General features: G+C 54.4%; 21 protein-coding genes. 18 read left to right on the forward strand and 3 right to left on the reverse strand.

All coding sequences use genetic code 11. From position 1 onward, the window contains the following. Positions 1-19 precede the first annotated feature (19 nt). The 5 genes from ACI7MX_RS12525 (at position 20) to ACI7MX_RS12545 (ending at position 10,283) form a co-directional block, all read left to right on the forward strand. On the forward strand, positions 20-4,963 hold the full coding sequence (locus tag ACI7MX_RS12525; RefSeq protein WP_405587749.1) for an RHS repeat domain-containing protein: 4,944 nt from the start codon (positions 20-22) through the stop codon (positions 4,961-4,963). A 233-nt stretch (positions 4,964-5,196) separates the two neighbouring features. Next, positions 5,197-5,745, forward strand: coding sequence for a fimbrial protein (locus ACI7MX_RS12530; protein ID WP_405587752.1), 549 nt, complete (start codon positions 5,197-5,199; stop codon positions 5,743-5,745). A gap of 74 nt (positions 5,746-5,819) precedes the next feature. Then, complete coding sequence (locus tag ACI7MX_RS12535) at positions 5,820-6,575, forward strand: molecular chaperone (protein ID WP_405587755.1); 756 nt, start codon at positions 5,820-5,822, stop codon at positions 6,573-6,575. A 19-nt stretch (positions 6,576-6,594) separates the two neighbouring features. Then, the gene (locus ACI7MX_RS12540) at positions 6,595-9,111 is read left to right on the forward strand and encodes a fimbria/pilus outer membrane usher protein (protein ID WP_405587758.1); all 2,517 of its coding nucleotides are present in this window, start codon (positions 6,595-6,597) and stop codon (positions 9,109-9,111) included. After that, entirely contained in the window at positions 9,102-10,283 is a 1,182-nt protein-coding gene (locus ACI7MX_RS12545; protein WP_405587761.1) for a fimbrial protein, read from the forward strand. Before ACI7MX_RS12540 ends, ACI7MX_RS12545 begins: the two co-directional genes overlap by 10 nt. 109 nt (positions 10,284-10,392) lie before the next feature. Here ACI7MX_RS12545 and ACI7MX_RS12550 read toward each other — a convergent pair whose 3' ends face one another. Then, the gene (locus tag ACI7MX_RS12550; RefSeq protein ID WP_314482311.1) at positions 10,393-11,325 is read right to left on the reverse strand and encodes a lipid A biosynthesis lauroyl acyltransferase; all 933 of its coding nucleotides are present in this window, start codon (positions 11,323-11,325) and stop codon (positions 10,393-10,395) included. Between the two features lie 118 nt (positions 11,326-11,443). On the opposite strand from ACI7MX_RS12550, the gene minC reads away from it, so the two are divergent. The 7 genes from minC to ACI7MX_RS12585 all read left to right on the forward strand — a co-directional run bounded on the left by minC (position 11,444) and on the right by ACI7MX_RS12585 (position 18,263). Then, positions 11,444-12,184 (forward strand): septum site-determining protein MinC, encoded by a 741-nt coding sequence (gene minC, locus ACI7MX_RS12555; protein ID WP_405587765.1) that lies wholly within the window; start codon positions 11,444-11,446, stop codon positions 12,182-12,184. Between the two features lie 189 nt (positions 12,185-12,373). Further along, positions 12,374-13,186 carry a septum site-determining protein MinD gene (gene minD / locus ACI7MX_RS12560; RefSeq protein WP_405587768.1) on the forward strand — a complete coding sequence of 271 codons (813 nt, stop codon included), beginning with the start codon at positions 12,374-12,376 and terminating at the stop codon, positions 13,184-13,186. A gap of 3 nt (positions 13,187-13,189) precedes the next feature. Further along, positions 13,190-13,444, forward strand: coding sequence for a cell division topological specificity factor MinE (gene minE, locus ACI7MX_RS12565; protein WP_019410761.1), 255 nt, complete (start codon positions 13,190-13,192; stop codon positions 13,442-13,444). Between the two features lie 90 nt (positions 13,445-13,534). Then, on the forward strand, positions 13,535-14,170 hold the full coding sequence (locus ACI7MX_RS12570; RefSeq protein ID WP_405587771.1) for an RluA family pseudouridine synthase: 636 nt from the start codon (positions 13,535-13,537) through the stop codon (positions 14,168-14,170). A 186-nt stretch (positions 14,171-14,356) separates the two neighbouring features. Continuing rightward, on the forward strand, positions 14,357-15,646 hold the full coding sequence (locus ACI7MX_RS12575) for a M18 family aminopeptidase (protein WP_314482304.1): 1,290 nt from the start codon (positions 14,357-14,359) through the stop codon (positions 15,644-15,646). Positions 15,647-15,789: 143 nt separating this feature from the next. Continuing rightward, positions 15,790-15,972 carry a hypothetical protein gene (locus ACI7MX_RS12580; protein WP_314482301.1) on the forward strand — a complete coding sequence of 61 codons (183 nt, stop codon included), beginning with the start codon at positions 15,790-15,792 and terminating at the stop codon, positions 15,970-15,972. Positions 15,973-16,103: 131 nt separating this feature from the next. Next, positions 16,104-18,263 (forward strand): mechanosensitive ion channel family protein, encoded by a 2,160-nt coding sequence (locus tag ACI7MX_RS12585; protein WP_405587776.1) that lies wholly within the window; start codon positions 16,104-16,106, stop codon positions 18,261-18,263. Positions 18,264-18,309: 46 nt separating this feature from the next. Here ACI7MX_RS12585 and ACI7MX_RS12590 read toward each other — a convergent pair whose 3' ends face one another. After that, positions 18,310-19,026, reverse strand: coding sequence for a UTRA domain-containing protein (locus tag ACI7MX_RS12590; RefSeq protein ID WP_405587779.1), 717 nt, complete (start codon positions 19,024-19,026; stop codon positions 18,310-18,312). A 335-nt stretch (positions 19,027-19,361) separates the two neighbouring features. On the opposite strand from ACI7MX_RS12590, the gene ACI7MX_RS12595 reads away from it, so the two are divergent. The 6 genes from ACI7MX_RS12595 to ACI7MX_RS12620 all read left to right on the forward strand — a co-directional run bounded on the left by ACI7MX_RS12595 (position 19,362) and on the right by ACI7MX_RS12620 (position 24,676). Beyond that, on the forward strand, positions 19,362-20,429 hold the full coding sequence (locus ACI7MX_RS12595) for an ABC transporter substrate-binding protein (protein WP_314482293.1): 1,068 nt from the start codon (positions 19,362-19,364) through the stop codon (positions 20,427-20,429). 137 nt (positions 20,430-20,566) lie between these two features. Continuing rightward, on the forward strand, positions 20,567-21,382 hold the full coding sequence (locus ACI7MX_RS12600) for an alkaline phosphatase family protein (RefSeq protein WP_405587782.1): 816 nt from the start codon (positions 20,567-20,569) through the stop codon (positions 21,380-21,382). Beyond that, complete coding sequence (locus ACI7MX_RS12605) at positions 21,379-22,215, forward strand: ABC transporter permease (RefSeq protein WP_405587784.1); 837 nt, start codon at positions 21,379-21,381, stop codon at positions 22,213-22,215. Before ACI7MX_RS12600 ends, ACI7MX_RS12605 begins: the two co-directional genes overlap by 4 nt. Further along, positions 22,202-23,002: an ABC transporter permease gene (locus tag ACI7MX_RS12610; RefSeq protein ID WP_314482284.1), complete on the forward strand. Its 801-nt coding sequence runs from the start codon at positions 22,202-22,204 to the stop codon at positions 23,000-23,002. The genes ACI7MX_RS12605 and ACI7MX_RS12610 overlap by 14 nt, the downstream gene beginning before the upstream one ends. Continuing rightward, positions 22,999-23,988, forward strand: coding sequence for an ABC transporter ATP-binding protein (locus tag ACI7MX_RS12615; protein ID WP_405587793.1), 990 nt, complete (start codon positions 22,999-23,001; stop codon positions 23,986-23,988). Before ACI7MX_RS12610 ends, ACI7MX_RS12615 begins: the two co-directional genes overlap by 4 nt. A gap of 34 nt (positions 23,989-24,022) precedes the next feature. Further along, positions 24,023-24,676 (forward strand): HAD family hydrolase, encoded by a 654-nt coding sequence (locus tag ACI7MX_RS12620; protein WP_405587796.1) that lies wholly within the window; start codon positions 24,023-24,025, stop codon positions 24,674-24,676. Between the two features lie 88 nt (positions 24,677-24,764). Here the strand turns inward: ACI7MX_RS12620 and ACI7MX_RS12625 are convergent, their stop codons facing one another. Next, positions 24,765-25,727 carry a zinc-binding dehydrogenase gene (locus ACI7MX_RS12625; protein WP_405587799.1) on the reverse strand — a complete coding sequence of 321 codons (963 nt, stop codon included), beginning with the start codon at positions 25,725-25,727 and terminating at the stop codon, positions 24,765-24,767. Between the last annotated feature and the right edge of the window lie 69 nt (positions 25,728-25,796).

Below are 25,796 nucleotides of genomic sequence, written 5' to 3' on the forward strand. Positions count from 1 at the left end.
TAGCAACAAGGTTCACATCATGACCCTGTCAACGTCTGTGTCGTCCAACGCATTCAATTTTACAAATTTTATTAATAGCCAGGTTGATCCTCGTACAGGGCAATACACATGCGCCATTAATCTGCCTGAACTTAAAGCCAACAACTTATGTGGCCCGACCGTTCCCTTACAACTTAACTTCAATCCGCTAAATAATTCAGACAGCGGTTTTGGCAAAGGCTGGAATTTACAACTTTCTCAATTCAATCCGGCCAATGGCATACTGTCGCTGTACACTGGCGAAACGTTCAAAATCAATTTACAAGAAAGCGAAGTGCTTATTCCGGAAAAAAAACTCGATTCTTTTCATTTTCATGTATTAGGCAACAACCGTTATCGCATCGAACATAAATCCGGTTTAATTGAAATTCTTCAGGTGGGTCAAAGCCAATTGGCGATGCCCGTGCAGATACTTTCGCAACAGGGCCATAGCGTCACTCTTGGCTATGAACCTTATGGTGTTGAGCCTCTGCTCACCAGCATCAAGAATAGTGACGGTTCGCTGCTGCTCAGTTTGAAGCGCACCCATAATGAAATGAACATCGTTTTACATGCCGGGACTGCATCAGAATCGTTGTTCTTGCTCAATATCCAAAACGGTGAAACCCGAAGCATCGTCTTGCCGACTGACGACAACGCTTCCTGGCGATTCACCTATATTCTCTCGGAGGAGTTTACGTGTTTACAGCACATCTATACCCCGACCGGGGGCCATGAAAAAGTCATCTATGCAGCTCAGCCCCATAACTTTCCAGGCATTACCGATCGCAAGTTACCCAGGGTGTACTCGCATATTAGAGATCCTGGCTTTGCAACACCGGCTATCGAAACCCGCTTCACTTACGGTTCAAAAGCGCCTGATAACACTAACGACCATAACTTCCTGGGCTTCGGCAGCGGTATTGACTGGATCGACAACGGTCTGGACAACCTTTATAAGGTGAGGTCTGGCTACGAATACGAAACCCAAGAAGAACTCTGGGAGGGTAGTCGAGCTATACGCACCACCCGTCGGGTGTACAACCGCTTTCATTTGATGGAGCGCGAAGAGGTGATGCAAAAAGCTGCTTTGGCCAGCGATGACACCTTGCTAGTCACCGAGACCGAGTACTACATCAATCCTTTCGCAGCGTTTGAAGATCAGCCTGAATATTGCCAATTACCTAAATCCGTCACACGCACGTGGCGCAAAAACGGCTCCTCTAGCCCCCGCCACACTGAGGTGGTGAGCACCACCTATGACACGTTTGGCAACTTGCTGACCCAGATCAACGCAAATGGTGTTAAAGAAACCTGCACCTGGTATGGACTGGACGCAGAAGAAGGCTGCCCTGCTGACCCTCAAAAATTCGTACGCAACCTAAAAAGCAAAACGGTGACCCCGGCGCCCTCCAATTTCGGTGACGCTCCAACGCTCCAACACCGTTACACCTATACCGAACATAACGGCTTGGCCGACAACGCTCCTTGGCTGGCACTGAGTGAAGAGGCCCTTGTGCAGGTGGTCGAGGGCAAGGTTGAAAAGGTATTAAGGACTATTGCCCATGAATACCTTAATGAGCCTGACGCCCCTCAAAGACATGGACTCATCAGCAAAACGGTTCTTACTGTCAATGATCGGGCCGATACCCGAACCACCACCACGTTCGACTATAAAACCGCCTATAACGCTCGCGCCAATGTGGCGACTTTGAGTACCGTCAGTACGTTGATCGGCTTCGACGATGACCCTGAGGTTCCAGGCAAACAAGTACGCCAGGTGACCACCGAAGAGCACTCATTACTTACGGGGGCAAAGCTTTCGAGTAAGGATGGAAACGGTGCCGAAATCATTTACCTTTATGACCGCCTTGGCCGTACTACCCAAGAAATCGTCGCTCCGGGCACCCACTATGAAGCCTCTCGCGACTTTCGGTATTCCTTGACCAACGGCACTTCCGGCCAACAGGCCGTGCAGTACAGCAAAGATGTCAAAGGCGTCCAAACTCGCACCTGGTTTGATGGTTTGAATCGGGTATTGAAAGAAGACCGCCAGGACATTGATGCACTGGGAGGAGACGCGCAGCTGTTTCGCCCCACTTATAGCGCGACCTATAACCAGCTTGGTCAACTGACTCAAGAAACGGCTATCGACTGGGAGGACAGCAAAGACATTCATTTGACCACCACCTACCAATACGATGCCTGGGGCGAGCAGTGCAAAGTCACCGGCCCTGACGGTGTGGCGCAATTAACCGAAAACGATCCCGCTAATCAAACCTGGACCACCTGGACACAAGGTACGGGGGCAGCCGCAAAAGTCACTAATAAAAGTCGGAAAACACTCAACCTGTTTGGCAAAGAAGACAAAGTCGAAGCGTTGGATGCTAACGGCGAATGGGTTAGCGAACGTCAGTACTTTTATGACGGCTTGGGCAACTGCGCTGAGCAACTCAACGAAATGGGTGAAACTACACGCTTTATCTACGACAAGTTCTCGAGAATGCAGGTCACGATCATGCCTGACCAGACCGAGATCCACCGTGCTTATGCCCCCCATAGTATCGGTGAGCTACCTGTTAGCATTGATGTTGCCTACGGCTCGTTCACTACCAGCGTCGGCAGCCAGACCTATGATGGTCTTGATCGGCGTTCGACAGTAGAAGTGGGTAAGCGCCTTCAACAATTCCTCTATGAAGGCGGCCAGTCGCAAGTCAGCAAGTTGATCACTGCCGACCAAAAAACTATCAATTATGCTTATACACCGGGGCTTGTGGACACCCCAGTGAGCAGTACCGCTCCGGATGAAACGTCTACCTTTGGCTATGACCCTCAAAGTGCGCAATTGACGCTGTCGCAGAACCTGCAAAGTGAGCACACTTTTGAATACAACTTCTGTGGTCAGTTGCGCACTGAAACATGGAAAGACAAGGTCACGGGCAAGCAGTCCACGACAGTTCACACTCAAACCCTGAACGGCCGGCCATTAACCCGCGTCGACAACAACGGGATGACGTGCACGTACACTTATGACCACTTGGCCCGACTCAAGAGCGCTACTCAAGGCCAGATCTTTGCCACGTTCGACTACGACGATCTGGGGCAAGTGAGCCATATCACCACGAATGATGAAAGTACTGGGCAATCTCTTATTACCGCATTGACTTATGACGACCAAGGCCGTGAAACCAAGCGTCATATGACATTGAGTGGTGATTTCCCAACACAGACAATCACCCAGACTTACCGTGACGATAACCGCCTGGAAACCCGCCTCCTGCAACGGGGTGAACACACGGAATTGATGGAAACCTTCGTATACGACCAGCGCGGACGGATGGTGGAACAAATTTGTGAAGGTACAAATCTGCCTCAAGACCGCTTCGGCAATGCCATTTACAAACAAGCATTTACCTTCGACGCTCTGGACAATATCACCGCGGTCTACACCAGGTTCGCAGACGGCACTCAGGATGATGCCATAAGCGAATTCGCTTCCAACGATCCTTGCCAATTAGTCAAAGTCACTCACAGTCATCCACACTATCCGTCTGCTTGTGAGCTTGAATACGACAATGACGGCAACCTTGTGCGCGATGAAACCGGGCAGACCTTGCATTACGACAGCCAGAGCAGACTGGTGAAGGTCACCGATGCTGATGGCAATGACGTCACCCAGTACCGCTACGACGCTCATAATCATTTGCAGGGCGTCAAACGTGGTACTCAAGCCGAAACCTTGCGCTTTTATCAAGACGATCGCTTGTGCAGGACCGAGCACAACGGCATTGACGTTCACTACCTGTACCTCAACGACCAACCTTTGGCGCAACAACAAGACGACGCCGAGCACACATTGCTGTTGATGGTTGACGGCAAAAACAGTGTGCTCGGCGAAACCGGCCAGGGTGAACTGCGCAAAGCCACTTATGGTTCTTACGGCGAGCGCAACTCCAATGATGAGATGCAATGCTCGTTAGGCTATAACGGCGAGGTACGCGACGAGCAAAGTGGCTGGTACCTGCTGGGCCAGGGCTACAGGGCGTATAACCCGACGCTGATGCGCTTTCATAGCCCGGATTCACTCAGCCCGTTCGGCGCGGGCGGGATCAATCCTTATGTGTACTGTGCAGGCGACCCGATCAACTTTGTTGACCCTACAGGGCATGCAAATCGTGGGGTCAATTGGATGGGCGTATTGGGGGCGGCACTCTCGGCTGTCGGCATTGCGCTGACGATAGCGGCGGTTGTCATTGCTCCGCCAGTGGGCGCTGTAGCCATTGCATCGACTACAGCTTTCACGGGCATCGGCGTTGGTGGTGGCGCGTATGGGATCTATGAAGGCGTCATGGCTACCACTGCTACTCGGCTTAAAGACCGTGAAAAGCACGAGACCAGTTCGCTTATCTCTGGCGGACTGGATGTAGCGTTTGGTGCATATGGGCTTTATGCAGCGGTCCGTGTGGCCAAGAGTGCGGCAGCTGCACAGGTGAGCTGGCACAAACAGGTTCAGGAGAGTTTAGGCAAGGTCGAGAATGTTTATGCTGCTCGCAATGCTTCTCGTAATGCGGGTGGCGCTATACCAGATGTGCCCGCGTCAGGTTCCAGAGGAAGCAGCGCCAGCACCAGCGGTGGGGCCAATGGAGTCAGCGACATGCCGACCACATTGTCAAGATCTGTCGCGGGGCCTAGCGGTTTCAGTAATCAAGTGAGTACAACTTCTTCACCTGTTAGTGAGACCACCGCTTTAAGGGGGCCCCGCCCAGAGGTGCCACCGAAGCCCACCACAAAAATGCAAGGCAGTGTTGAGCCAGGGGGCAATTGGTTTCTATCAGAAGCTCCACGCAATCCTAAATTGAATGATATAGGCATTCCGGGCCAACCTGCCCTTGATGTTCCAAGGATTAGAGCGTTACTTAAGGGTAAACTCTCTTTTCATAGATAATTAGATAAACCCTTCAATGGCTCCAGCTGGTTAACAGCGGGAGCTTTTTTTTGCACCCGGGTTTTGGGGGGTTGAATGCCCTTTAATTTTCTCAAAATGAGAGTTTTCTCATATCTCACCCCCCGCACGCTCTCTAGACTTCTGCCGCTCTCATAACCTCATATGCCTCGGGCATTATCGGCACGATCTAGTTTGATCATTGCCGAATTAAATTCCATTAAGGGACTTATTACATGAAAAACACCTTATTCACTCTATCTTTCGGGCTGGCAATAAGTGTTGTCGCAACTTCAGCATCAGCGCTTGATGGCACCATCAACTTTGCCGGCAAAATTAACAGCGCCACTTGCCCGATTGAAATCATCGACCCTGTCAGTGGTCAGGAGGGTAATCTTGTTGAGCTGGGTGAAGTGGATGTCAGTGAATTCGCAGGGCTTGGCTCTGAAGCCGGTGGTCGTGGATTCCAGTTGCGCATCACTCCAAACGCTACGTGCACCATCACTGCGCCGGCTAATGCGAAAGTAACCTTTAACTCGGTTCAAGGGGGGGCGGGTGATTACTACGGCATCAAGCCTCTGCCTGGCGCAGCTCAAGGTGTTGCCATAGCGTTAAGGGACAACTCCGGCACCCTGCTGCCTGGTGGAACCGCATCGACGGTCTATCCGCTGAGCGATACCGACGCAACCTTAATGTACTTCACTGCTTCTTATGTAGCCATCGAAGCTACCGTTGACGCGGGCCCTGCTAATGCTGATGTCAACTTCCGCGTCGACATCAACTGATCCAACCTGTCCAGTTAAATCAACGGGCCTTGGTGCCCGTTGTTCAGGCTCACTCCAAAATTGCGGGATCCCCCATGTTCAGCTTTATTAAAAGCCCCGCCACTTTAAAGAGCGGCTCACTTGCCTATGCGTTACTGGGCAGCACGACCCTGTGGCTTTCCAACACTGAAGCTGCACTGACAATCAGCAGCACGCGCGTTATTTACGACAGCGAACAAAAAAATGTTTCATTAAGAGTGACTAATCCAAGCACCAAACCTTTTGCAGTTCAAACTTGGGTTAATACGCTAGCAGATGATCAAACGACGGCTGTGCCATTTATCGCTTCCCCTCCTCTGTTTCGCTTGAACGCCGGTAAAGAACAGCAAGTTCAAATCAATGGCTTGCCTCATTCGTTGCCACAAGATCGGGAGTCACTGTTTTTTTTTAATGTTCAAGAAATACCGCAACTTGAAAGCGGTGTCACTAACCAGTTGAATATTGCGTTACGCACACGAATCAAAGTCTTCTTCCGCCCCGCCGAACTTAAAAGCACCCTGCTTGAAAGCCTCAAAGATCTCAAATGGTCAATACGCAATATCGACGGTAAACCGCTTTTGATCGTGAACAACCCAAGCCCTTTTCATATGTCGTTCATTCGCATTGAACTGAACGCTAACGGGCAAACCGTCAAGCTCAAGGAGACCCCCATGGCGCTCCCCATGGCTTCGCAAACCTATGAACTCGACGGCTTCAAACCCACCCAAGGATTGCAAGTGATCTTTTCCGCAATTAATGACTTCGGCAGCTTTACGAACCCAATGACATTGCCCGTCGCCCTAGACCTTTAACAGCGCGCGGACTAACGTTATGCCTTTTTCCTCGCAACGGAGCTGCACGCCTGCGCAGCGCATTTTACAGTTCGCCGTAATGACAGGTGCCAGCTTTGCCGCACTAAAAACACACCTTGTTAACGCCTCCACGCCGGTCGAGTTTCAGTCAACCTTCATGCGCCAACTGGACAGCCATGCCAGTGACGCCGGGGCGCTGGCTCTTGAATCATTGTCCCGAAGCCAACATTTGATACCTGGACGTTACCGCGTCGACATCTATATCAACCTAAGCTATTTCGATAGCCGAGAAATAGAGTTTGCAACGGATGTTGAGGTGGATGAGCTTAAACCTTGTTTATCCCCCCAATTGCTTAAAGAGATGGGCGTGAAGCTGGATAGCGCCGCACCCGCCGATATCGAGCTGCAAGCGTGTGTCGATATACAACGGCTGATACCCGGTGCGACCGTGCAATTGGATAACAGCAAGTTAACGCTTTCTTTATCTGTCCCGCAGATTGCAATGCGTCGGGACATTGCCGGATATGTAGATCCACAACGCTGGGATTACGGCATAAATTCGGCATTCATGAACTATCAATTTTCAACTCAACAAGGCCGTCGTAATCAGGCAGGGGCTGTAAATAACCACGACGTGTATTTGAACAGCGGGTTGAATTTGGGCGCCTGGCGCTTGCGCAGCAACAACACGTTTCGCAGTGATGCCAAGGACGAGAGTAGATGGTCACGGGCTTACACCTATCTTCAACGCGACCTGCCGGGCACCCTTTCTCAGCTGACACTGGGCGAAACCTTTACACCGGGCGAGGTGTTTCGCAGCGTACCCATCAGAGGCATACAAATTGCGTCAGACATGAGTATGTTGCCCGACTCTCAACAAAACTATGCGCCCACCGTACGAGGCGTAGCGCAAACCAGAGCCAAACTCGAGATTCGCCAAAACGGCTTTCCCGTTTACTCAACCTATGTCAGTGCAGGCCCGTACGAGATCAATGACCTCACCTTGGCCAGTGGCAGCGGTGAGCTGGAAATCATTCTCACTGAGGCTGACGGCCAGGTACGACGCTTTACCCAAAATTATGCAACCCTCAGCAATTTGCTGCGTGAGGGTATATGGCGTTATAGCGCAAGCGTTGGGCGTTATAACGCACCGTTTGACGCTGTGGACGATTCGATGCTCTGGCAAGGCACCTTGGCCACCGGCACGCCTTGGGGTTCGACGCTTTACGGCGGCTTGATGGGCAATGAGTTTTATCAGGCCGGCACCTTGGGCATCAGTAAAAGCCTGGGCTCGTTCGGAGCTTTATCGTTTGACCTGACACGCTCATCGGCCCAAACCGACCCCAACGATAACGGTCATACCGCTCAAGGCATGAGTTATTCAGTGAAATATGGCAAATCGTTCAAGACCCGGACAAATTTGCGGTTTGCCGGGTATCGCTATTCCACCGAGGGATATCGCGATTTCAGTGAAGCCGTACGAGAGCGCAGTGCTGACCAGCACTTTCGAGGAAGTCGCCGTAGCCTTTTGGAAGCCTCGGTCTTTCAGGACATTGGCAGATACAGCTCGCTTAGCCTGACATTTTCCCAAGAGAATTATTGGCAGACAGCAGACTCTCAACGTCAATTCCAATTCAATGTCAGTTCACGTTTCAACACAGTGAGTTACTCACTCTATGCCTCGCAGTCGCTGAACGACGATGCGTTCAATGAACGTCAATTGGGCTTGAGTGTTTCGATGCCTCTGGAGTTCGGCCGATCAACAACAGCGACCTATGACGTGCGCCAGAACAGTGGCCTGCTCAATCATCGCGCTTCTCTTTCCGGCCAAGGCAAAAACAGCTTGATCAACTATCGGGCATCTGTGTCCAACAATGAACGTCATCAACAAAATGCTGAATTGTCGGTCGGTTATCTGGCTCCTTTTGCCAGCCTGGGCGCAGGCATTACACAAGGGAGTGACTACAACAACCTTTCACTCAATGCCAGCGGTGCGTTGCTGTTGCATGCTGACGGGCTCGAAGCAGGGCCTTATTTGGGGGAAACAAGTGGCCTGATACATGTACCGGACACTGCTGACGTCGGCTTGCTGAATTCTTCCAGCGCCAAAACCAATAGTCGGGGCTATGCCTTGATCCCGTATTTACAACCCTTCCGGGTTAACCGGGTAATTCTGGCTACAGACCAACTCGATCCGGGCGTGGAAATTGAAAACGGCGTCACTCAAGTCGTTCCAAGGTGTGGCGCGGTGGTCAAAGCCAGCTTTCCTGTTCGCAGGGTTCAGAAGGTGTTGTTGAATACCCGTGATAGCGGCGGCACCGCCCTCCCGTTCGGAGCTCAGGTGAGCAATGCAGAGGGCGAAATACTGGGCATTGTCGGGCAGGCGGGTCAACTTGTGCTGAGTACAGCCGAGGGTCAGCAAACCGTAATTGCTCGCTGGGGTAACACTTCCCCACAACAGTGCCAACTGCAATTCGACACTCGAAAATTGCCATTGGTGCAAGGCTATCGGGTCCAGGATTTGATGTGCCACTGAATAACAATCCATCTATCCAAACGCCAGGCAGCTTGAAGGCTGCCGGTGTTATTGCCGGGATTAAACACAGTATGTCGATCAGACTACCCACAAGACGTGTGCTCACACTCACAATGTTTGTGCTGTTGCCGTTCAGCACTTTCTGTGCAGCCAGAAGCGAATGTTACTGGGGCACCGGGACTGGGCCAATTCTGTACACAGTTAATGTGGGCGCACTGTATGTGCCCAGAGACGCTCAAATTGGCGATCCAATAGGGCCGACCGAACAACCTTTTGCTGTCAGTGGCGGAACTAGTTCGATCCACTGTATAAACGACAGTACCGGCAGGCTGAGCTTTACAGCAACGATTACTGCGCCGCGCGTTAGCGGGGCAATTGAGCGCAAAAGTTCAATGACAATCCCCGGTACGTTACTTCAGACAAATATCTCAGGTGTGGGTGCATTGCTCAGCTTTGGCAGTCCATACAATGGCCTCACTAATGGGTTTTGGAAACTTAACGGTCCGGACAGCTCAGTGCCATTCAGTGCTTACATCGATTTCGTAACCCCCTTTGCCATACAGCACGGGCCGTTAAGGGGCAAAATCACGCTGATCAAAACCGGCGATATCGACCCCGGCCAACATTCGCTGAACTCGGCACGGGAGTTGGTCAAAGGCTCCTTTAGCGGAGTTCCTGATGCCTTCGGCGTTGCCTTGAATGGCTCCGTTACGCGTGCTGAATGTACGCTGTCAGCCAACCCTGTAAGCGCTGACCCGGTTCAATTGGGTGAATGGCCAATGTCACACTTCACCGGCGAGGGGCAAACAACTGATTCAGTCCCTTTTAGCATCGCCCTGAACTCGTGTATTTCCGACCCTCTGCCTGGCGGCACTGTTACAAACGCCCATATACGCCTTGATCCCACCGCAGGCTCTACAACGCTGGACGCAAGCCAGGGCTTGTTAAGTCTGGGGACAAGTTCGACAGCACGTGGTATCGGTATTCAAATATTGGCACGCGATGGAACTACACCCATTGCCTTAGAGGCCGAAGTACCACAAGGCGCCATTCCCGTCACGGGCGGCATGATGCTTGAACTGAACGCCCGTTATTACCAAACCGGTCCCACTAGCGCTGTTGAAGCCGGCTCGGCAGATGGCGCGCTTGGGTTCACCATCACCTATAAATAAATAAGCGGCAGCACGCGAGCCATACATGCGTCACATCTAAAATCGAGTAAACGCGGGAGCCTGTACCCACTCATGAGACTGCTCCAAGGGGCTCGATGGTCGCCAATGATCAACGGCGCTTGTCGTACAGCTTGTGTTCACCAGGTGGGCGGGTCTTGAAACGACGATGAGCCCACAGGTATTGCTCAGGGCACTCACGAATGGCACGTTCAACCCATTGATTGATGCGCAAGCAATCCGCTTCATCGCTTTCTCCAGGGAAATCGCTCAAAGGGGCATGGATCACTAGCTTGTAACCACTGCCATCCGCCAGTCGCTGTTGAGTAAAGGGCACAACCAGCGCTTTACCCAGCTTGGCGAATTTACTGGTGGCCGTGACGGTTGCGGCTGGAATGCCGAACAGCGGCACAAAGATACTTTGCTTGGCACCGTAGTCCTGATCAGGGGCGTACCAAATAGCCCGCCCGGACCGCAGTAACTTAAGCATACCGCGTACATCATCGCGCTCTACGGCTAAGGAATCAGCGTTATGCCGTTCACGTCCGCGTCGCTGAATAAAATCGAACAGCGGATTGTTATGCTCGCGGTACATACCATCGATGGTGTGCATCTGGCCGAGCAAGGCGGCGCCAATTTCCAGGGTGGTGAAGTGAAAGGCCATCAGGATGACGCCCTTCCCTTCTTGTTGTGCCTGTTCAAGGTGTTCCAGCCCTTCCACATGGGCCAACTTGGCCAGCCGCGGTTTAGACCACCACCAGCTCATGGCCATTTCGAAGAAGGCAATACCGGTTGAAGCGAAGTTGTCTTTGAGCAACCGCTCACGCTCGGCTGCCGTTTTTTCAGGAAAACACAGCTCAAGGTTGCGCGCAGCGATGCGCCGTCGATCGCCAGCGACGCGATACATCAGGCCACCCAAAACGCGGCCGATGCACAGTTGAACTTTATAAGGGAGTTGTACCACTAACCACAGCACACCGAGTCCTAGCCATAGCAGCCAAAACCGGGGGTGAAAAAAAGCAGCACGAAAATGCGGGCGATCCATTAATGATTCCGGGCAGATACAAGGCCGGGCATTCTACATCGTTCGACCCCGCTTGCGGCTCGCGAGCGTTCTCGTTATAAGTCTCAACACTTTAAGTGACAAGCCGCGTTAACACACCATGAGCCAAACCGAATCGCTAGACCAAGCCCCTGTGTTCCAGTTAAAGGGCAGTATGCTCGCCATTACGGTGCTGGAACTGGCCAAAAACGACCTTGAAGCCCTTGACCGCCAACTGGCGGCGAAGGTGGCGCAAGCACCCAATTTTTTCAGCAACACCCCGTTGGTACTGGCACTCGACAAGCTACCCGCCGGAATGGGCGCAATCGATTTGCCGGGCCTGATGCGCATCTGCCGCCAACATGGCCTGCGTACCCTGGCGATTCGCGCCAGCCGTATTGAAGACATTGCTGCGGCCATCGCCATTGATCTTCCTGTATTGCCGCCCTCAGGCGCTCGCGAGCGGCTGATTGAACCTGTTGAAGCCCCGGCGCCACCGAAAAAACCTGAAAAACCGCCTGAGCCAACGATTAAACCGACCAAGATTATTACCACCCCAGTGCGCGGCGGTCAGACCGTTTATGCCGAAAACTGCGACCTGGTGGTTATTTCTTCAGTCAGCCCCGGCGCGGAACTTATGGCCGATGGCAACATCCATGTGTACGGGCCAATGCGTGGCCGTGCACTCGCCGGCCATAAAGGCAATATGAAAGCACGAATCTTTTGCCAGCAATTGAGCGCCGAACTGGTGTCCATTGCCGGCATGTACAAAGTTTCAGAAGACCTGCGTCGTGACCCTTTATGGGGAACAGCGGTGCAGATCAGTCTGTCAAGTGACATGTTGAACATCACCCGTCTTTAACGGATACTCTCGCCATTTCCAAGCATCTTGAAATCGTAAGGGCAACAGCAACCTTGTAGGAATAATCGGCAGTTTTTACCTTGTGTAAACCTGACCTATATAGAAAACCCCAAGGCTGTTCACCTGCTGTCGTTTATAAAGATGTTATTCAGGGACTAAAAAGTCCTTTTTCCTTAGGGGTGAAGCACCTTGGCCAAGATTCTAGTGGTTACATCCGGCAAGGGTGGTGTGGGTAAGACCACCACCAGCGCCGCTATCGGTACCGGTCTCGCACTGCGCGGCCACAAAACAGTCATCGTCGACTTCGACGTTGGTCTGCGTAACCTCGACCTGATCATGGGTTGTGAGCGCCGCGTGGTGTATGACTTCGTCAACGTGGTTAACGGCGAAGCCAACCTGCAACAAGCGCTGATCAAGGACAAACGCCTTGAAAACTTGTACGTGCTGGCCGCCAGTCAGACCCGTGACAAAGACGCACTGACTAAAGAAGGCGTCGAAAAAGTTCTGATGGAACTGAAGGAAACCTTCGAATACGTAGTGTGCGACTCTCCGGCAGGTATCGAAACCGGTGCCCACCTGGCGATGTACTTTGCTGACGAAGCCATTGTCGTGACCAACCCTGAAGTGTCTTCGGTACGTGACTCCGACCGCATGCTGGGCCTGCTGGCCAGCAAGTCGCGTCGCGCTGAGCTGGGTCAAGACCCGATCAAAGAACACTTGCTGCTGACTCGCTACAACCCGGACCGCGTCTCCAAAGGCGAAATGCTCGGTGTTGAAGACGTTAAAGAAATTTTGGCCGTAGCCTTGCTGGGCGTGATCCCTGAGTCTCAGGCTGTTCTTAAAGCCTCCAACCAGGGTGTGCCGGTGATCCTTGATGATCAGAGCGACGCGGGTCAGGCCTACAGCGACGCCGTTGATCGCTTGCTGGGCAAAACCGTGGAGCATCGGTTCCTTGATGTACAGAAGAAGGGATTCTTCGAGCGCCTGTTTGGAGGCAACTAAACAATGAACATTTTTGACTTCTTTCGTACCCGCAAAACGCCTACCACCGCGTCGGTCGCGAAAGAGCGTCTACAGATTATCGTGGCGCACGAACGCGGCCAACGCAGCACGCCGGATTACCTGCCAGCCCTGCAGAAAGAGCTGGTTGAGGTGATCCGCAAATACGTCAATATCGGCGACGATCAAGTTCAGATTGCCCTCGAGAACGAAGGTAGCTGCTCGATTCTGGAACTCAATATCACACTGCCAGATCGTTAATCGATCCGGCTGACACCGCGGCGACCTGGTCGTCTTCTCTACGGGGAAGGCTTCCTTGTCGCCGTTGGCGTTTGTTAAGAGGCTGCTTTAATGCCGTTGTCCAATATTCACATCCTTCATGAGGACGCTGGCGTTCTGGTGGTCAACAAACCGACCCTGTTACTGTCAGTGCCGGGGCGGGCCGATGACAACAAGGACTGCCTGATCACCCGACTGCAAGAAAACGGTTACCCGGAAGCGCGCATCGTCCATCGGCTGGACTGGGAAACCTCGGGGATCATCCTGCTGGCTCGTGACGCCGACACTCACCGCGAGTTGTCCCGTCAGTTTCATGATCGTGAAACCGAAAAAGCCTACACAGCACTGGCATGGGGCCAACCCGAACTGGACAGCGGCAGTATCGACCTGCCCCTGCGCTATGACCCGCCTACCAAGCCCCGCCATGTGGTGGATCATGAGTTTGGCAAAAACGCGCTAACGTTCTGGAAAGTGCTGGACCGTTGTGGCGATTACTGCCGGGTTGAACTGACCCCGATCACCGGGCGCTCGCATCAATTGCGCGTGCACATGCTGTCTATCGGCCATCCTCTATTGGGTGATGGACTTTATGCCCACCCTCAAGCGCTGGCCGCTTGGCCGCGCCTGTGTTTACACGCCAGCATGCTCAGCTTTACCCATCCGCAAACCGGCGAACGTCTGCGTTTCGAGTGCCCATCACCGTTCTGAAGCAACCTAATCTGTAGCCGCTGCCGCAGGCTGCGTTCGAGCGCGAAGCGCTCGCGCGCTCTAAGATCCTTCGGATCTTGTCGCAGCCTGCGGCAGCGGCTACAGGTGACATCGACTACGCCAGCCCCAGCAACAATTCTCTCGATCAATGCGCTAAACTCGCGGCCTTGCTGTCTGGAGTAACTTATGCGCGAAGAGCTGAACCAAGGCCTGATCGACTTCCTCAAGGCCTCCCCTACCCCGTTTCATGCCACTGCCAGCCTGGTGCAACGTCTGGAGGCTGCCGGTTATCAGCGCCTGGACGAACGCGAAACCTGGTTCACCGAAGCCAATGGCCGCTATTACGTCACGCGTAACGACTCATCCATCGTGGCCTTCAAGCTGGGTCGCCATTCGCCCCTGCACGGCGGTATCCGAATGGTGGGTGCACACACAGACAGCCCCTGCCTGCGCGTCAAGCCTCAACCCGAACTGCAACGCCAGGGTTTTTGGCAATTGGGTGTCGAAGTGTACGGTGGCGCTTTGCTGGCTCCGTGGTTTGACCGTGACCTTTCACTGGCCGGACGTGTCACCTTCCGTCGTGATGGCAAGGTCGAAAGCCAACTGATCGACTTCCGGGCTCCGATTGCGACAATTCCCAATCTGGCCATCCACCTCAATCGTGGAGCCAATGAAGGCTGGGCCATCAACCCGCAAACCGAATTGCCGCCGATTCTGGCTCAGGTCGCGGGTAACGAGCGCGCTGATTTTCGTGCCTTGCTCACCGACCAGTTAGCCCGTGAGCATGGTTTAAATGCCGACGTGGTGCTTGATTACGAGCTCAGTTTCTATGACACCCAAAGCGCCGCTGTGATTGGCCTGAACGGCGACTTTATCGCCGGCGCACGCCTCGACAATCTGTTGTCCTGTTACGCCGGTCTGCAAGCGCTGCTCAATGCTGAAACAGAAGAGACTTGCCTGTTTGTGGCCAACGACCATGAAGAAGTTGGCTCCTGTTCGGCTTGCGGCGCCGACGGCCCGATGCTGGAGCAAATTCTGCAACGGGTGCTGCCTGAAGGCGATGAGTTCGTGCGCACGATTCAAAAATCGCTGCTGGTCTCGGCCGACAATGCCCACGGTGTTCACCCCAACTACGCCGACAAGCACGACGCCAACCACGGCCCTAAACTCAATGCCGGGCCAGTGATCAAGGTCAACAGCAACCAGCGCTACGCCACCAACAGCGAAACCGCCGGATTCTTCCGCCACCTGTGCATGGCCGAAGAAGTGCCCGTGCAAAGCTTTGTGGTACGCAGCGACATGGGCTGCGGCTCGACCATTGGCCCTATCACGGCCAGCCATTTGGGTGTGCGCACTGTCGACATCGGCCTGCCAACCTTTGCCATGCACTCCATTCGCGAGCTTGCCGGCAGTCATGACCTCGCGCACTTGGTCAAAGTACTCAGCGCGTTTTACGCCAGCAACCAATTGCCATAAACAAACCCCTCTGCGTTCGCTGCCGCAGCCTCGGCAGCGACCACAGGGCTGCGTGCTGGCCTGATTCATTTTTGACGCACATCACCACACTTTTCAGAAAAGCATCCTAGACTCGAAGCATTATTTCCTTCAGGTCTATAACAATGATCCCGATGTCCGAATTTCACTCAATGTTCATTCCCATCGTCTGCGGCATGTTGTTATTGACCCTTGGCTTCACGTTTCGCGAGCGCCCGAGCGGTTTCGGGGTATTGATGATTTGGTGCGGCATGTTGCTGATCTTCGGCACCATTGTGTTCAAGATCCTCGCCAAGCTGAACGAATGATCACGCGGCGCTGAGCAGCCACATTTACCGTCACTTATCTAAATGTGACCCAGCGACGCGGTTTGCAATGAAACGGGAACTGCCCCTAGCGTACACTCGGTCAATCCGCTACCCACGAGGTTGATTGCCCAGTGTTTTTTCGTCTTTTTACCTTGCCCTCTTTCTTGCTTGCCTGCCTGCTGACCCTGATGCCACTGACCTCGGCTCAGGCCGTGGGTATTACCAGCATGCTGGGCGGGTCTGACAAGACCCAGTCGCAACCGACCGAACCCCTGGGCCAGTCCCTGGACGAGGTGATCAAAAACCTCGAAAACGATCAACAGCGCAGCAAGTTGCTGGTTGACCTGAAAAAGCTTCGCGACGCCACCAAACAAGCCCAACCGCAAGCTGAAATTGGCGTATTGGGACTGATCGGTAGCACCCTGTCAGACCTCGAACAACAGTTTTCAGGGACTGACAGCCCCACCTATCGCTGGGCCAAAGAAATCAGGCTGGCCAAAGAAGAACTCACGCAACTCATGTTGCCGGCCAATCAATGGCTGCCGATCATCTTCGCTTTTGCCCTGATCATTATGGTTTGGAGCCTGTTGGCTGCGCTGTTGATCTGGGTCAGTCACCGTGTGCGTTTGCGCTTTGGGCTGAGTGAGGAGCTGCCGCAGCACCCCAAGGCAGTCGACATGCTGCGCTTTGCCTTGCGCAAACTGGGGCCCTGGCTCGTGGCATTGATCATCACGGTTTACGGTAGCTACGCGCTGCCCTCATCCCTGGGTAAAGACCTCGCGATGGTGCTGGCCTATGCGCTGGTGATTGGCACCTGTTTCTCGGCCATCTGTGTCATCGCTTTTTCGCTGCTTGACGGCCCGCACCGCCATCGCGCCTTGCATATCCTGCGGCATCAGGCATTTCGCCCTTTGTGGTGGATCGGCAGCTTTGCTGCATTTGGTCAGGCACTGAGCGATCCACGGCTGGTCGCGTCTCTGGGTGTGCATCTGGCGCATACCGCAGCGACATTTGCCAACGTGATGGCAGCGCTGTCTGCCGGGTTGTTTATCATCCGGTTCCGCCGCCCCATCGCCCACCTGATCCGCAACCAGCCCTTATCGCGCCGCCTCACCCGTCGAGCGTTAAGCGAGAGCATCGAGATTCTGGGCACTTACTGGTACATAGCGGCCTTGATTCTGGTTGCTTTTTCTCTGGCCGCGACCTTTATCTCGGCGGGCGACAGCAGCACCGCTTTGCGTCAGTCACTGATCTGCACCGTATTGGTGGTGCTGTGCATGGTGATCAACGGACTGGTGCGGCGCCATGCGCAAAAACCCCAGCGCGGCCATAAACGTCACGCCCTGTATTCCGAACGCCTGAAAAGCTTTGTCTACACCCTGGCTCATATGGTGGTGTGGCTGGTGTTTATCGAGCTGGGGCTGCGCGTGTGGGGCATGTCACTGATCAGCTTTACCGAGGGCGACGGCCATGAGATCAGCGTCAAACTTTTTGGGCTCGCCGGCACCTTATTGTTTGCCTGGTTTGTCTGGATTATTTCCGATACGGCCATCCACCATGCATTGACCCGCTCGCGCAAAGGCCTGGCCAATGCTCGCGCGCAAACCATGATGCCGCTGATTCGCAATGTGCTGTTTGCGGCCATTTTCATCATTGCCCTGATCGTCGCCCTGGCCAATATGGGCATGAATGTCACGCCGCTGCTGGCAGGTGCTGGTGTGATCGGCCTGGCCATTGGTTTCGGTGCACAATCGCTGGTGGCGGACTTGATCACTGGCCTGTTCATCATCATTGAAGACTCGCTGGCGATCGACGATTACGTCGATGTCGGCGGCCATTTGGGGACAGTAGAAGGCTTGACCATTCGCACCGTGCGCCTGCGAGACATCGATGGCATTGTGCACACCATCCCGTTCAGCGAAATCAAAAGCATCAAGAACTACTCCCGCGAATTCGGTTACGCGATCTTTCGTGTGGCCATCCCTTACAACATGGAAATAGACGACGCGATCAAACTGATGCGCGACGTGGGGCAGAAGATGCGCAGCGATCCGCTGCAACGTCGCAATATCTGGTCACCGCTGGAGATTCAGGGTGTAGAGAGTTTCGAGTCCGGCAGCGCGATTTTGCGGGCCCGTTTCAAGACTGCCCCTATCAAGCAATGGGAAGTGTCGCGGGCGTTCAACCTGTCGCTCAAACGCCATCTGGACGAAGCCGGGCTGGATCTGGCAACGCCACGCTTGAGCGTGCAAGTCATCACGGCAGGAAGCGGGGTGTTGCAGAAGGATTGATGTTGCACCTTACGTTTTCGTAGCACCGGGCGCAGGTTGCTACGAATCAAGTGAGAACATCCACGGCGACATGAATCGCGTCATGTCGCCAGTACTCCAGGTCACAGTCGATCAGCCGATCATGCTGGTCGTAATTGACTCGGACAATCCTCAAGCCAGGGCTGCCGGTGGAGACTTTCAGCGTGGCGGCCGCTTCACTGGGCAGCGCCGTCGGCACAATCTCAAAACGCACTCGACCGTAGTGCAAATCGTAATGCCGGGCGTACAACTCGGTAATTGACTGCGTGAGATCAAACCCCAGTATCTGCGGAAAGTATTGAGGGTTCAGATAATGCTCGACGTAGAGCACCCATCTGCCGTCAATACGCCGCCCCCTGCAAATCTGGATCACGCTGGACAGTGCAGGCAGTTGCAATCGCTCACACACCGCCGCCGAGGCGGGTTGCAATCGCGCGGACAGCACTTCAGTGGTTGGCACTCGCCCTTGAGCGATGACCATGGCGTCAAAGTGACTGCGCTGCATCAAGTTGTAGGCCAGTCGTGGTGGTGAAACAAACCACCCACGGCGCTCTTCTCGATACACCAGCCCTTCAGACTCGAGTTGCACCAAGGCCTCTCGCAACGTCACTCGGGTCGTAGAAAATAACTCACTCAGCTTACGTTCCGCAGGCAATTGGCTACCGCACGGCAACAAACCCCGCTCAATTTGCTCTTGCAGCGTGCGACTGATTGCTGTCACCGCCTTGGGCGCACTTTCTTGCATCACTGTTACCTATCTGGACTAGTCCAGCACCAAATGTGAGCAGGCTCGGCCTGCGAAATCATCGTTTCATGAGTCCCTCAGCCTAGGCAGTGCACATGACTGTTGCATGACACTCATGCCCGTACAGTGCAGCAAAGCCTTGCCCGGTGGGCCTTTGAGCATGGTCTACGCTTACCCGAAGCAGCGCGACAAACAGATCAAAGGCCTTGCACAACGGATGCCGACATTAAAGTGTCATGAGCTGCGCTTAAATTGGCTCAGGTATTGCTGACCTAGACCAAACCCCCGCAAAAGATCAATAAAACCCAGCGTTGAAAACGCCCAAGGAGCTACGGATGAAACAGTTTTTCCTGGCATCACTGTTAGGCACCAGCATCGCCCTTTGCACGTCGGCAATGGCCGCCGACGTCGACTTGAAAGCGCTTGAAGCGGCGGCAAAAGCTGAAGGTGCAGTTAACAGTGTCGGCATGCCCGATGACTGGGCCAACTGGAAAGCCACTTGGGCTGACCTGGAAAAAAACTACGGCTTGAAGCATATGGACACCGACATGAGTTCAGCTCAGGAAGTGGCCAAGTTCGCGGCAGAAAAAGACAACGCGAGCGCTGATATCGGTGACGTCGGTGCCGCTTTCGGCCCGATTGCCGTCAATCAGGGCGTCGTGCAGCCTTACAAACCGAGCACATGGGAACAAATTCCTGACTGGGCCAAAGACAAGGATGGCAACTGGGCATTGGCTTATACCGGCACCATCGCGTTTATCGTCAATAAAAAACTGCTGCACGGCTCGGAAGTCCCGACCAAGTGGGCTGACTTGAAGACCGGCAAATACAAGGTTTCCATCGGCGATGTGAGCACCGCCGCACAAGCCGCCAATGGTGTTTTGGCAGCAGCGATTGCTAACGGTGGCGATGAAAAGAATATCCAGCCGGCCTTGTTGATGTTTGCCGACCTTGCCAAACAAGGTCGCCTGTCGCTCGCCAACCCGACCATCGCCACCATGGAAAAAGGTGAAGTCGAAGTCGGCGTTGTCTGGGACTTCAACGGCCTGAGCTACAAGGCCAAAATGGCTAACCCGGACGATTATGTGGTGCTGATCCCGTCCGACGGTTCTGTGATCTCGGGCTACACCACCATCATCAATAAATACGCCAAACACCCGAACGCCGCCAAACTCGCCCGTGAGTTTATCTTCAGCGATGCGGGGCAAATCAACCTTGCCAACGGTAATGCCCGCCCCATCCGCGCAGAGCACGTGAAGCTGCCGCCTGAAGTTCAGGCCAAGCTGCTGCCGAACGAACAATACAAAACCGTGACGCCAATCAAAGATGCTGAAGCCTGGGAGAAGACCTCCAAGGCGCTGCCGCAGAAATGGCAGGAAGAAGTCATCATCAATATGCAGTAAGTCTCCCGACCGGGAGTCGCTGCCGCGGGCTGCAATAGGCCTGAAGGATATTGCACAGCAGGGCCGCTACGCAGCCCTCGCAGCCTTCGGCAGCGACTACTCAGGCCGGATTACAGCTTCTGCTCGCGGAGTCGCACATGAAACACAACGTCATTCTGGTCGTCCTCGACGGGCTGAACTACACCGTCGCCAGCGATGCCATGGGGCACTTGCAGGCGTATGTCTGCGCAGGTCGAGCCGCCCTGTATAAGCTCAACTGCGAACTGCCCGCCCTCTCACGCCCGCTCTATGAGTGCATCCTCACCGGTGTGCCCCCCATCGAAAGCGGCATTGTGCATAACAATGTGTCGCGCCTTTCCCACCAGCGCAGCGTGTTCCACTACGCTCGCGAAGCGGGTTTAACCACGGCAGCGGCGGCCTATCATTGGATGAGCGAACTGTATAACCGCACGCCTTTTATGGCCGCCCGTGACCGTCACACGGAGGACACAGCGTTGGTGATCCAGTACGGGCATTTTTACTGGAACGATCACTACCCCGACTCCCACCTGCTGGCAGATGCCGAAAGTTTGCGAATCAAACACTCACCGAACTTTCTGCTGATTCACCCCATGAACATCGACGACGCCGGCCACAAGCACGGACTCGACTCCCCGCAATACCGTAACAGTGCGCGTTCGGCTGACATTATTCTGGCCGACTACCTGCAAGGCTGGCTGCAAGCGGGTTATCACGTATTGATTACCGCCGACCACGGTATGAACAACGACCGTTCACATAACGGCTTACTGCCCGAAGAGCGTGAGGTGCCGCTGTTTGTACTGGGGGATGCGTTCAGCTTGAACCCGGATGCAGAACCCAAGCAAACCGAACTGTGCGGCACCCTTTGCGAGTTGCTGGGGGTGGCTCACGACAAGCCGCTTTGCCGAGATTTGTTGAGGCCCGCGCCATGACCCGGGGTAAATGGCTAGCGCTGCTGTGCCTGGTGCCTTTCGCGGTCTTTTTCATTGTGTTCCAGATAGCCCCGCTGGTGTGGGTGCTGATTCACAGCGTGCAATCTGAAGAAAGCGGTTTCGGACTGGCTAATTTCACCAAGATCTTCAGTTCCAAGTTTTATCTGCAAGCCATTCAGCACAGCCTTGAGATCAGTTTTTGGTCCAGCGTATTCGGCATTGTGATTGCGGTTCTGGGCAGCTACTCGCTGCGTAAAGTCGATTCGCGCCTGCGTAACTTCGTCAACGCCTTCGCCAATATGACCAGCAACTTCTCGGGGGTGCCACTGGCCTTCGCCTTCATCATCCTGCTGGGCTTTAACGGCAGTATCACGATCATGCTCAAACAGGCCGGGATCATCGAGGATTTCAACCTTTACTCGAAAACCGGACTGATCATTTTGTACACCTACTTTCAGATTCCACTCGGCGTGTTGCTGCTCTACCCGGCGTTTGATGCTCTGCGTGAAGACTGGCGCGAGTCTGCCTCCTTGCTGGGGGCCAACAGTTGGCAATTCTGGCGCCATATCGGTCTGCCTGTGATCACGCCCGCGTTGCTCGGCACCTTCGTCATTCTGCTGGCCAACGCCCTGGGTGCCTACGCCACGGTGTATGCGCTGACCACGGGTAACTTCAACGTACTGCCGATCCGCATTGCGGCCATGGTATCGGGAGATATCAGCCTAGACCCTAATATGGCCAGCGCCCTGGCCGTTGTTCTGGTTGGGTTGATGACCCTCGTCACGCTGGTGCATCAATGGCTGTTAAAGAGGAGCTACCATGTCGCGCGCTGAAGCCTCATCTGCCAGCGTTTACCACCGCAGCGTGGTCTACCTGTTGTTTCTCATCTTGCTGTTGCCGCTGCTGGGCACCTTGATCTACTCGATTTCCAGCAGTTGGTCGGCGACCATCCTGCCCAGCGGCTTCAGCTTCAAGTGGTACGAGCAACTGTGGAGCGACCCCAGGTTTCTATCGGCATTTGGTCGGTCTCTGCTGGTATGCGTTGGCGCACTGGTTCTGTCGGTGGTGTTGATCTTGCCGCTGTTGTTTGTGGTCCATTACCACTTCCCAAAACTGGACGCGCTGATGAATATCCTCATCTTGCTGCCGTTCGCCGTACCGCCGGTCGTCTCTTCAGTCGGCCTTCTGCAACTGTATGGTTCGGGCCCAATGGCAATGGTTGGGACTCCCTGGATTCTGATTGGCTGCTATTTCACCATTGCCTTGCCCTTCATGTACCGCGCCATCACCAACAACCTTCAAGCCATCAACCTGCGTGATTTGATGGACGCCGCCCAATTACTCGGTGCTAGCACCTGGCAGGCCGCGTTTCTGGTGGTGCTGCCCAACTTGCGAAAAGGCCTGATGGTCGCCCTGTTGCTGTCGTTTTCGTTCCTGTTCGGTGAATTTGTGTTCGCCAATATTCTGGTAGGCACGCGCTATGAAACGTTGCAGGTGTTCCTCAACAACATGCGTAACAGCAGCGGGCATTTCACCAGCGCACTGGTGATCTCGTATTTCCTCTTTGTATTGGTGCTGACCTGGGTTGCCACTCTACTGAACAAGGACAAAAGCCAATGAGCTTTGTGAGCGTCGAACATCTGCAGAAAAGCTATTCCGCGACTCCGGTGTTCAGCGATATCAACTTCACCCTCACTCAAGGTGAGTTTGTCACCCTGCTCGGCCCGTCGGGCTGCGGAAAATCGACCTTGCTGCGCTGTATCGCCGGATTGACCCCGGTGGACGCCGGCAAGATTCTTCTGGAGGGCCAAGACATCGTTCCACTCAGCCCGCAGAAACGCGACATCGGCATGGTGTTTCAAAGCTACGCGCTGTTCCCCAATATGAGCGTCGAACAAAACGTGGCCTTCGGCCTGCGCATGCAAAAGGTCAGCGCGAACGACACTCAGAAACGCGTCGCCGAAGTCTTGCAGATGGTGGAACTCAACGACTTTGCCAAGCGCTATCCGCATCAACTGTCAGGCGGCCAATGTCAGCGTGTGGCACTGGCCCGTTCGCTGGTCACGCGACCGCGCCTGCTGTTGCTTGATGAGCCGCTCTCAGCGCTGGATGCACGGATTCGCAAACACCTGCGCGAACAAATTCGTGCCATTCAACGCGAATTAGGCCTGACCACGATTTTTGTCACTCATGATCAAGAGGAAGCGCTGGTCATGAGCGACCGTATTTTTCTGATGAATCAGGGCCGTATTGTGCAAAGCGGTAATGCTGAAAATCTCTACGCGGCTCCGGTCAATGCGTTTGCGGCGAGTTTTATCGGCAACTACAACGTGCTCGATGCGCAAGCAGCAAGTCGTCTGCTTCAGCGTCCTGTCACCGGCCGCATTGCCATCCGCCCTGAAACGCTGGGGCTAAGCGTGCAAGGTGAACCCGACGCGCTGATTCTCAGCCACAGCCTGCTGGGTAACGTGATTCGGTATCGCGTAGACGTACGCGGCGTAGAACTCCTGGTGGATGTGCTGAATCGCTCACCCGCGGATTTGTACCCGGATGGGCAACGTGTGTCGCTCTCGGTCGATAACAGCACCCTGTGTGAGGTAGCCTGATGCTGTTGAACTCATTGAAAAGGGAGTTGCACTGATGGCCCTGGCTATTTTTGATCTGGATGAAACGTTGATTCACGGTGATTGCGCGACCTTGTGGAGCGAGCAAATGGGCCGCCTGGGATGGGTCGATCCAGTCTCCTTCATGGAGCGTAACAACGAGTTGATGCACGCCTACAGCCAAGGCGAGCTGAAAATGGAAGACTATATGGCCTTCAGCCTTGACCCGTGGATTGGCCGCACGCCCGAGGAGGTGGAGCATCTGGTGGGCCCTTGGGTTGAGGATTACATAGAGCCGATTATCTTCAGCGATGCCTGCAAAACCGTCGCTGCACACCGCAAAGCGGGTGACCGGATTTTGGTGATCTCGGCTTCAGCGACTTATCTGGTCAAGCCGATTGCCGAACGCTTGGGCATTGATGAGGTGCTGGGGATTGAGCTGGAAGTCAAACACGGCGTATACACCGGCAACACCGTGGGCACCCTGACTTACCGCGAAGGCAAGATTACGCGTCTTCTGGAATGGCTGGACGCTGAGGAGGAGAACCTGGAAGGTGCCAGTTTTTACTCGGACTCGCGCAATGATTTGCCTTTGTTGCTGAAGGTCGATCATCCACATGTGGTCAATCCGGACCCGGTACTGCGCGAGCATGCTGAAAAAGCCGGGTGGCCGATTCATCACTGGAAGTAAGGGCAAGAATCGCCCTCACCCCAACCCTCTCCCCAGGGAGAGGGTGTTCGTCTGAAGCGAACGTCGTTACACGCCAGCAGACTGCGGCTTAAACCACAGCCGCATCGATCACCAGCACCAGCTTGCCCGATACCTGATTGCTCGACAGTTCGGCAAAGGCTTCCTGAGCCTGCTCAATCGGGAAAGACTTGGCCAATTGCGGGCTTAACCGCCCGTCGGTGAACAACGGCCACACTTGCTGCCCCAGATCACTCAACAAGTCAGCCTTGAACTGATCACTACGACTGCGCAGTGTCGACCCCAGTAACTGAATACGCTTGCCTAACACCTGCGCCAAATCCAGCTCGGCCTTGCGCCCACCCATCAAACCGATCAGCACCCAACGGCCGTCCAGCGCCAGCAATTTAAGGTTGTCTTGAGCATAGTTGGCACCCACTGGGTCCAGCACCACATCAAACGGCCCCAACGCCTTGAGACTGTCCAGACCTTCAGTGCGTAAGGCTCCACCTTGAGCGCCTAGCGCTTGGCAGTAAGCCAAACGCTCGGGCGAGCCAACACTTACCCAACACGGACTGCCAAACGCCTTGCACAGCTGAATGGCGGCTGAACCAACACCACTGGCCCCGGCGTGCAGTAAAACTTTTTCGCCGGGTTTAACGCCCGCCAATTGAAACAGATTCAACCACGCAGTGGCGTACACCTCGGGCAGCGCCGCCGCCTCCAGTAACGACAACCCCTCTGGCACAGGTAACGCGTGACGGCCATCGACCACCACTTCCTCGGCCATGCCTCCCCCTGCCAGCAGGGCGCAAACACGGTCGCCGACTTGCCATGACGACCCGGCCCCCACTTCGCTGACGATACCCGAGCACTCCAGCCCCAGCACTTGACTGGCCCCCGGCGGCGGCGGATACAAGCCCGCGCTCTGTAACAAATCGGCTCGATTAAGGCCCGCAGCTGCCACACGAATGCGAATTTGTCCTACATCACAGGTGGGGCTTGGTTCTTCAACCCACTTCACTAGACCTTCAACGCCTTGCAATGCTTTCACAGTGCCTCCATAGTGAGTCTGGACTGAGCCCGGCGCTGAAGCACCGGGCTTTTTGCATTATGCGACCGG

This window comes from Pseudomonas sp. 2024-210 (genome assembly GCF_045062345.1).
Classification (GTDB): domain Bacteria; phylum Pseudomonadota; class Gammaproteobacteria; order Pseudomonadales; family Pseudomonadaceae; genus Aquipseudomonas.

Coding starts and splice junctions, on each gene's coding strand:
- ACI7MX_RS12525 (WP_405587749.1), top strand. CDS start 20: ATGACCCTGTCAACGTCTGTGTCGTCCAACGCATTCAATTTTACAAAT.
- ACI7MX_RS12530 (WP_405587752.1), top strand. CDS start 5,197: ATGAAAAACACCTTATTCACTCTATCTTTCGGGCTGGCAATAAGTGTT.
- ACI7MX_RS12535 (WP_405587755.1), top strand. CDS start 5,820: ATGTTCAGCTTTATTAAAAGCCCCGCCACTTTAAAGAGCGGCTCACTT.
- ACI7MX_RS12540 (WP_405587758.1), top strand. CDS start 6,595: ATGCCTTTTTCCTCGCAACGGAGCTGCACGCCTGCGCAGCGCATTTTA.
- ACI7MX_RS12550 (WP_314482311.1), bottom strand. CDS start 11,325: ATGGATCGCCCGCATTTTCGTGCTGCTTTTTTTCACCCCCGGTTTTGG.
- minC (WP_405587765.1), top strand. CDS start 11,444: ATGAGCCAAACCGAATCGCTAGACCAAGCCCCTGTGTTCCAGTTAAAG.
- minE (WP_019410761.1), top strand. CDS start 13,190: ATGAACATTTTTGACTTCTTTCGTACCCGCAAAACGCCTACCACCGCG.
- ACI7MX_RS12570 (WP_405587771.1), top strand. CDS start 13,535: ATGCCGTTGTCCAATATTCACATCCTTCATGAGGACGCTGGCGTTCTG.
- ACI7MX_RS12575 (WP_314482304.1), top strand. CDS start 14,357: ATGCGCGAAGAGCTGAACCAAGGCCTGATCGACTTCCTCAAGGCCTCC.
- ACI7MX_RS12580 (WP_314482301.1), top strand. CDS start 15,790: ATGATCCCGATGTCCGAATTTCACTCAATGTTCATTCCCATCGTCTGC.
- ACI7MX_RS12590 (WP_405587779.1), bottom strand. CDS start 19,026: ATGCAAGAAAGTGCGCCCAAGGCGGTGACAGCAATCAGTCGCACGCTG.
- ACI7MX_RS12595 (WP_314482293.1), top strand. CDS start 19,362: ATGAAACAGTTTTTCCTGGCATCACTGTTAGGCACCAGCATCGCCCTT.
- ACI7MX_RS12600 (WP_405587782.1), top strand. CDS start 20,567: ATGAAACACAACGTCATTCTGGTCGTCCTCGACGGGCTGAACTACACC.
- ACI7MX_RS12605 (WP_405587784.1), top strand. CDS start 21,379: ATGACCCGGGGTAAATGGCTAGCGCTGCTGTGCCTGGTGCCTTTCGCG.
- ACI7MX_RS12610 (WP_314482284.1), top strand. CDS start 22,202: ATGTCGCGCGCTGAAGCCTCATCTGCCAGCGTTTACCACCGCAGCGTG.
- ACI7MX_RS12615 (WP_405587793.1), top strand. CDS start 22,999: ATGAGCTTTGTGAGCGTCGAACATCTGCAGAAAAGCTATTCCGCGACT.
- ACI7MX_RS12620 (WP_405587796.1), top strand. CDS start 24,023: ATGGCCCTGGCTATTTTTGATCTGGATGAAACGTTGATTCACGGTGAT.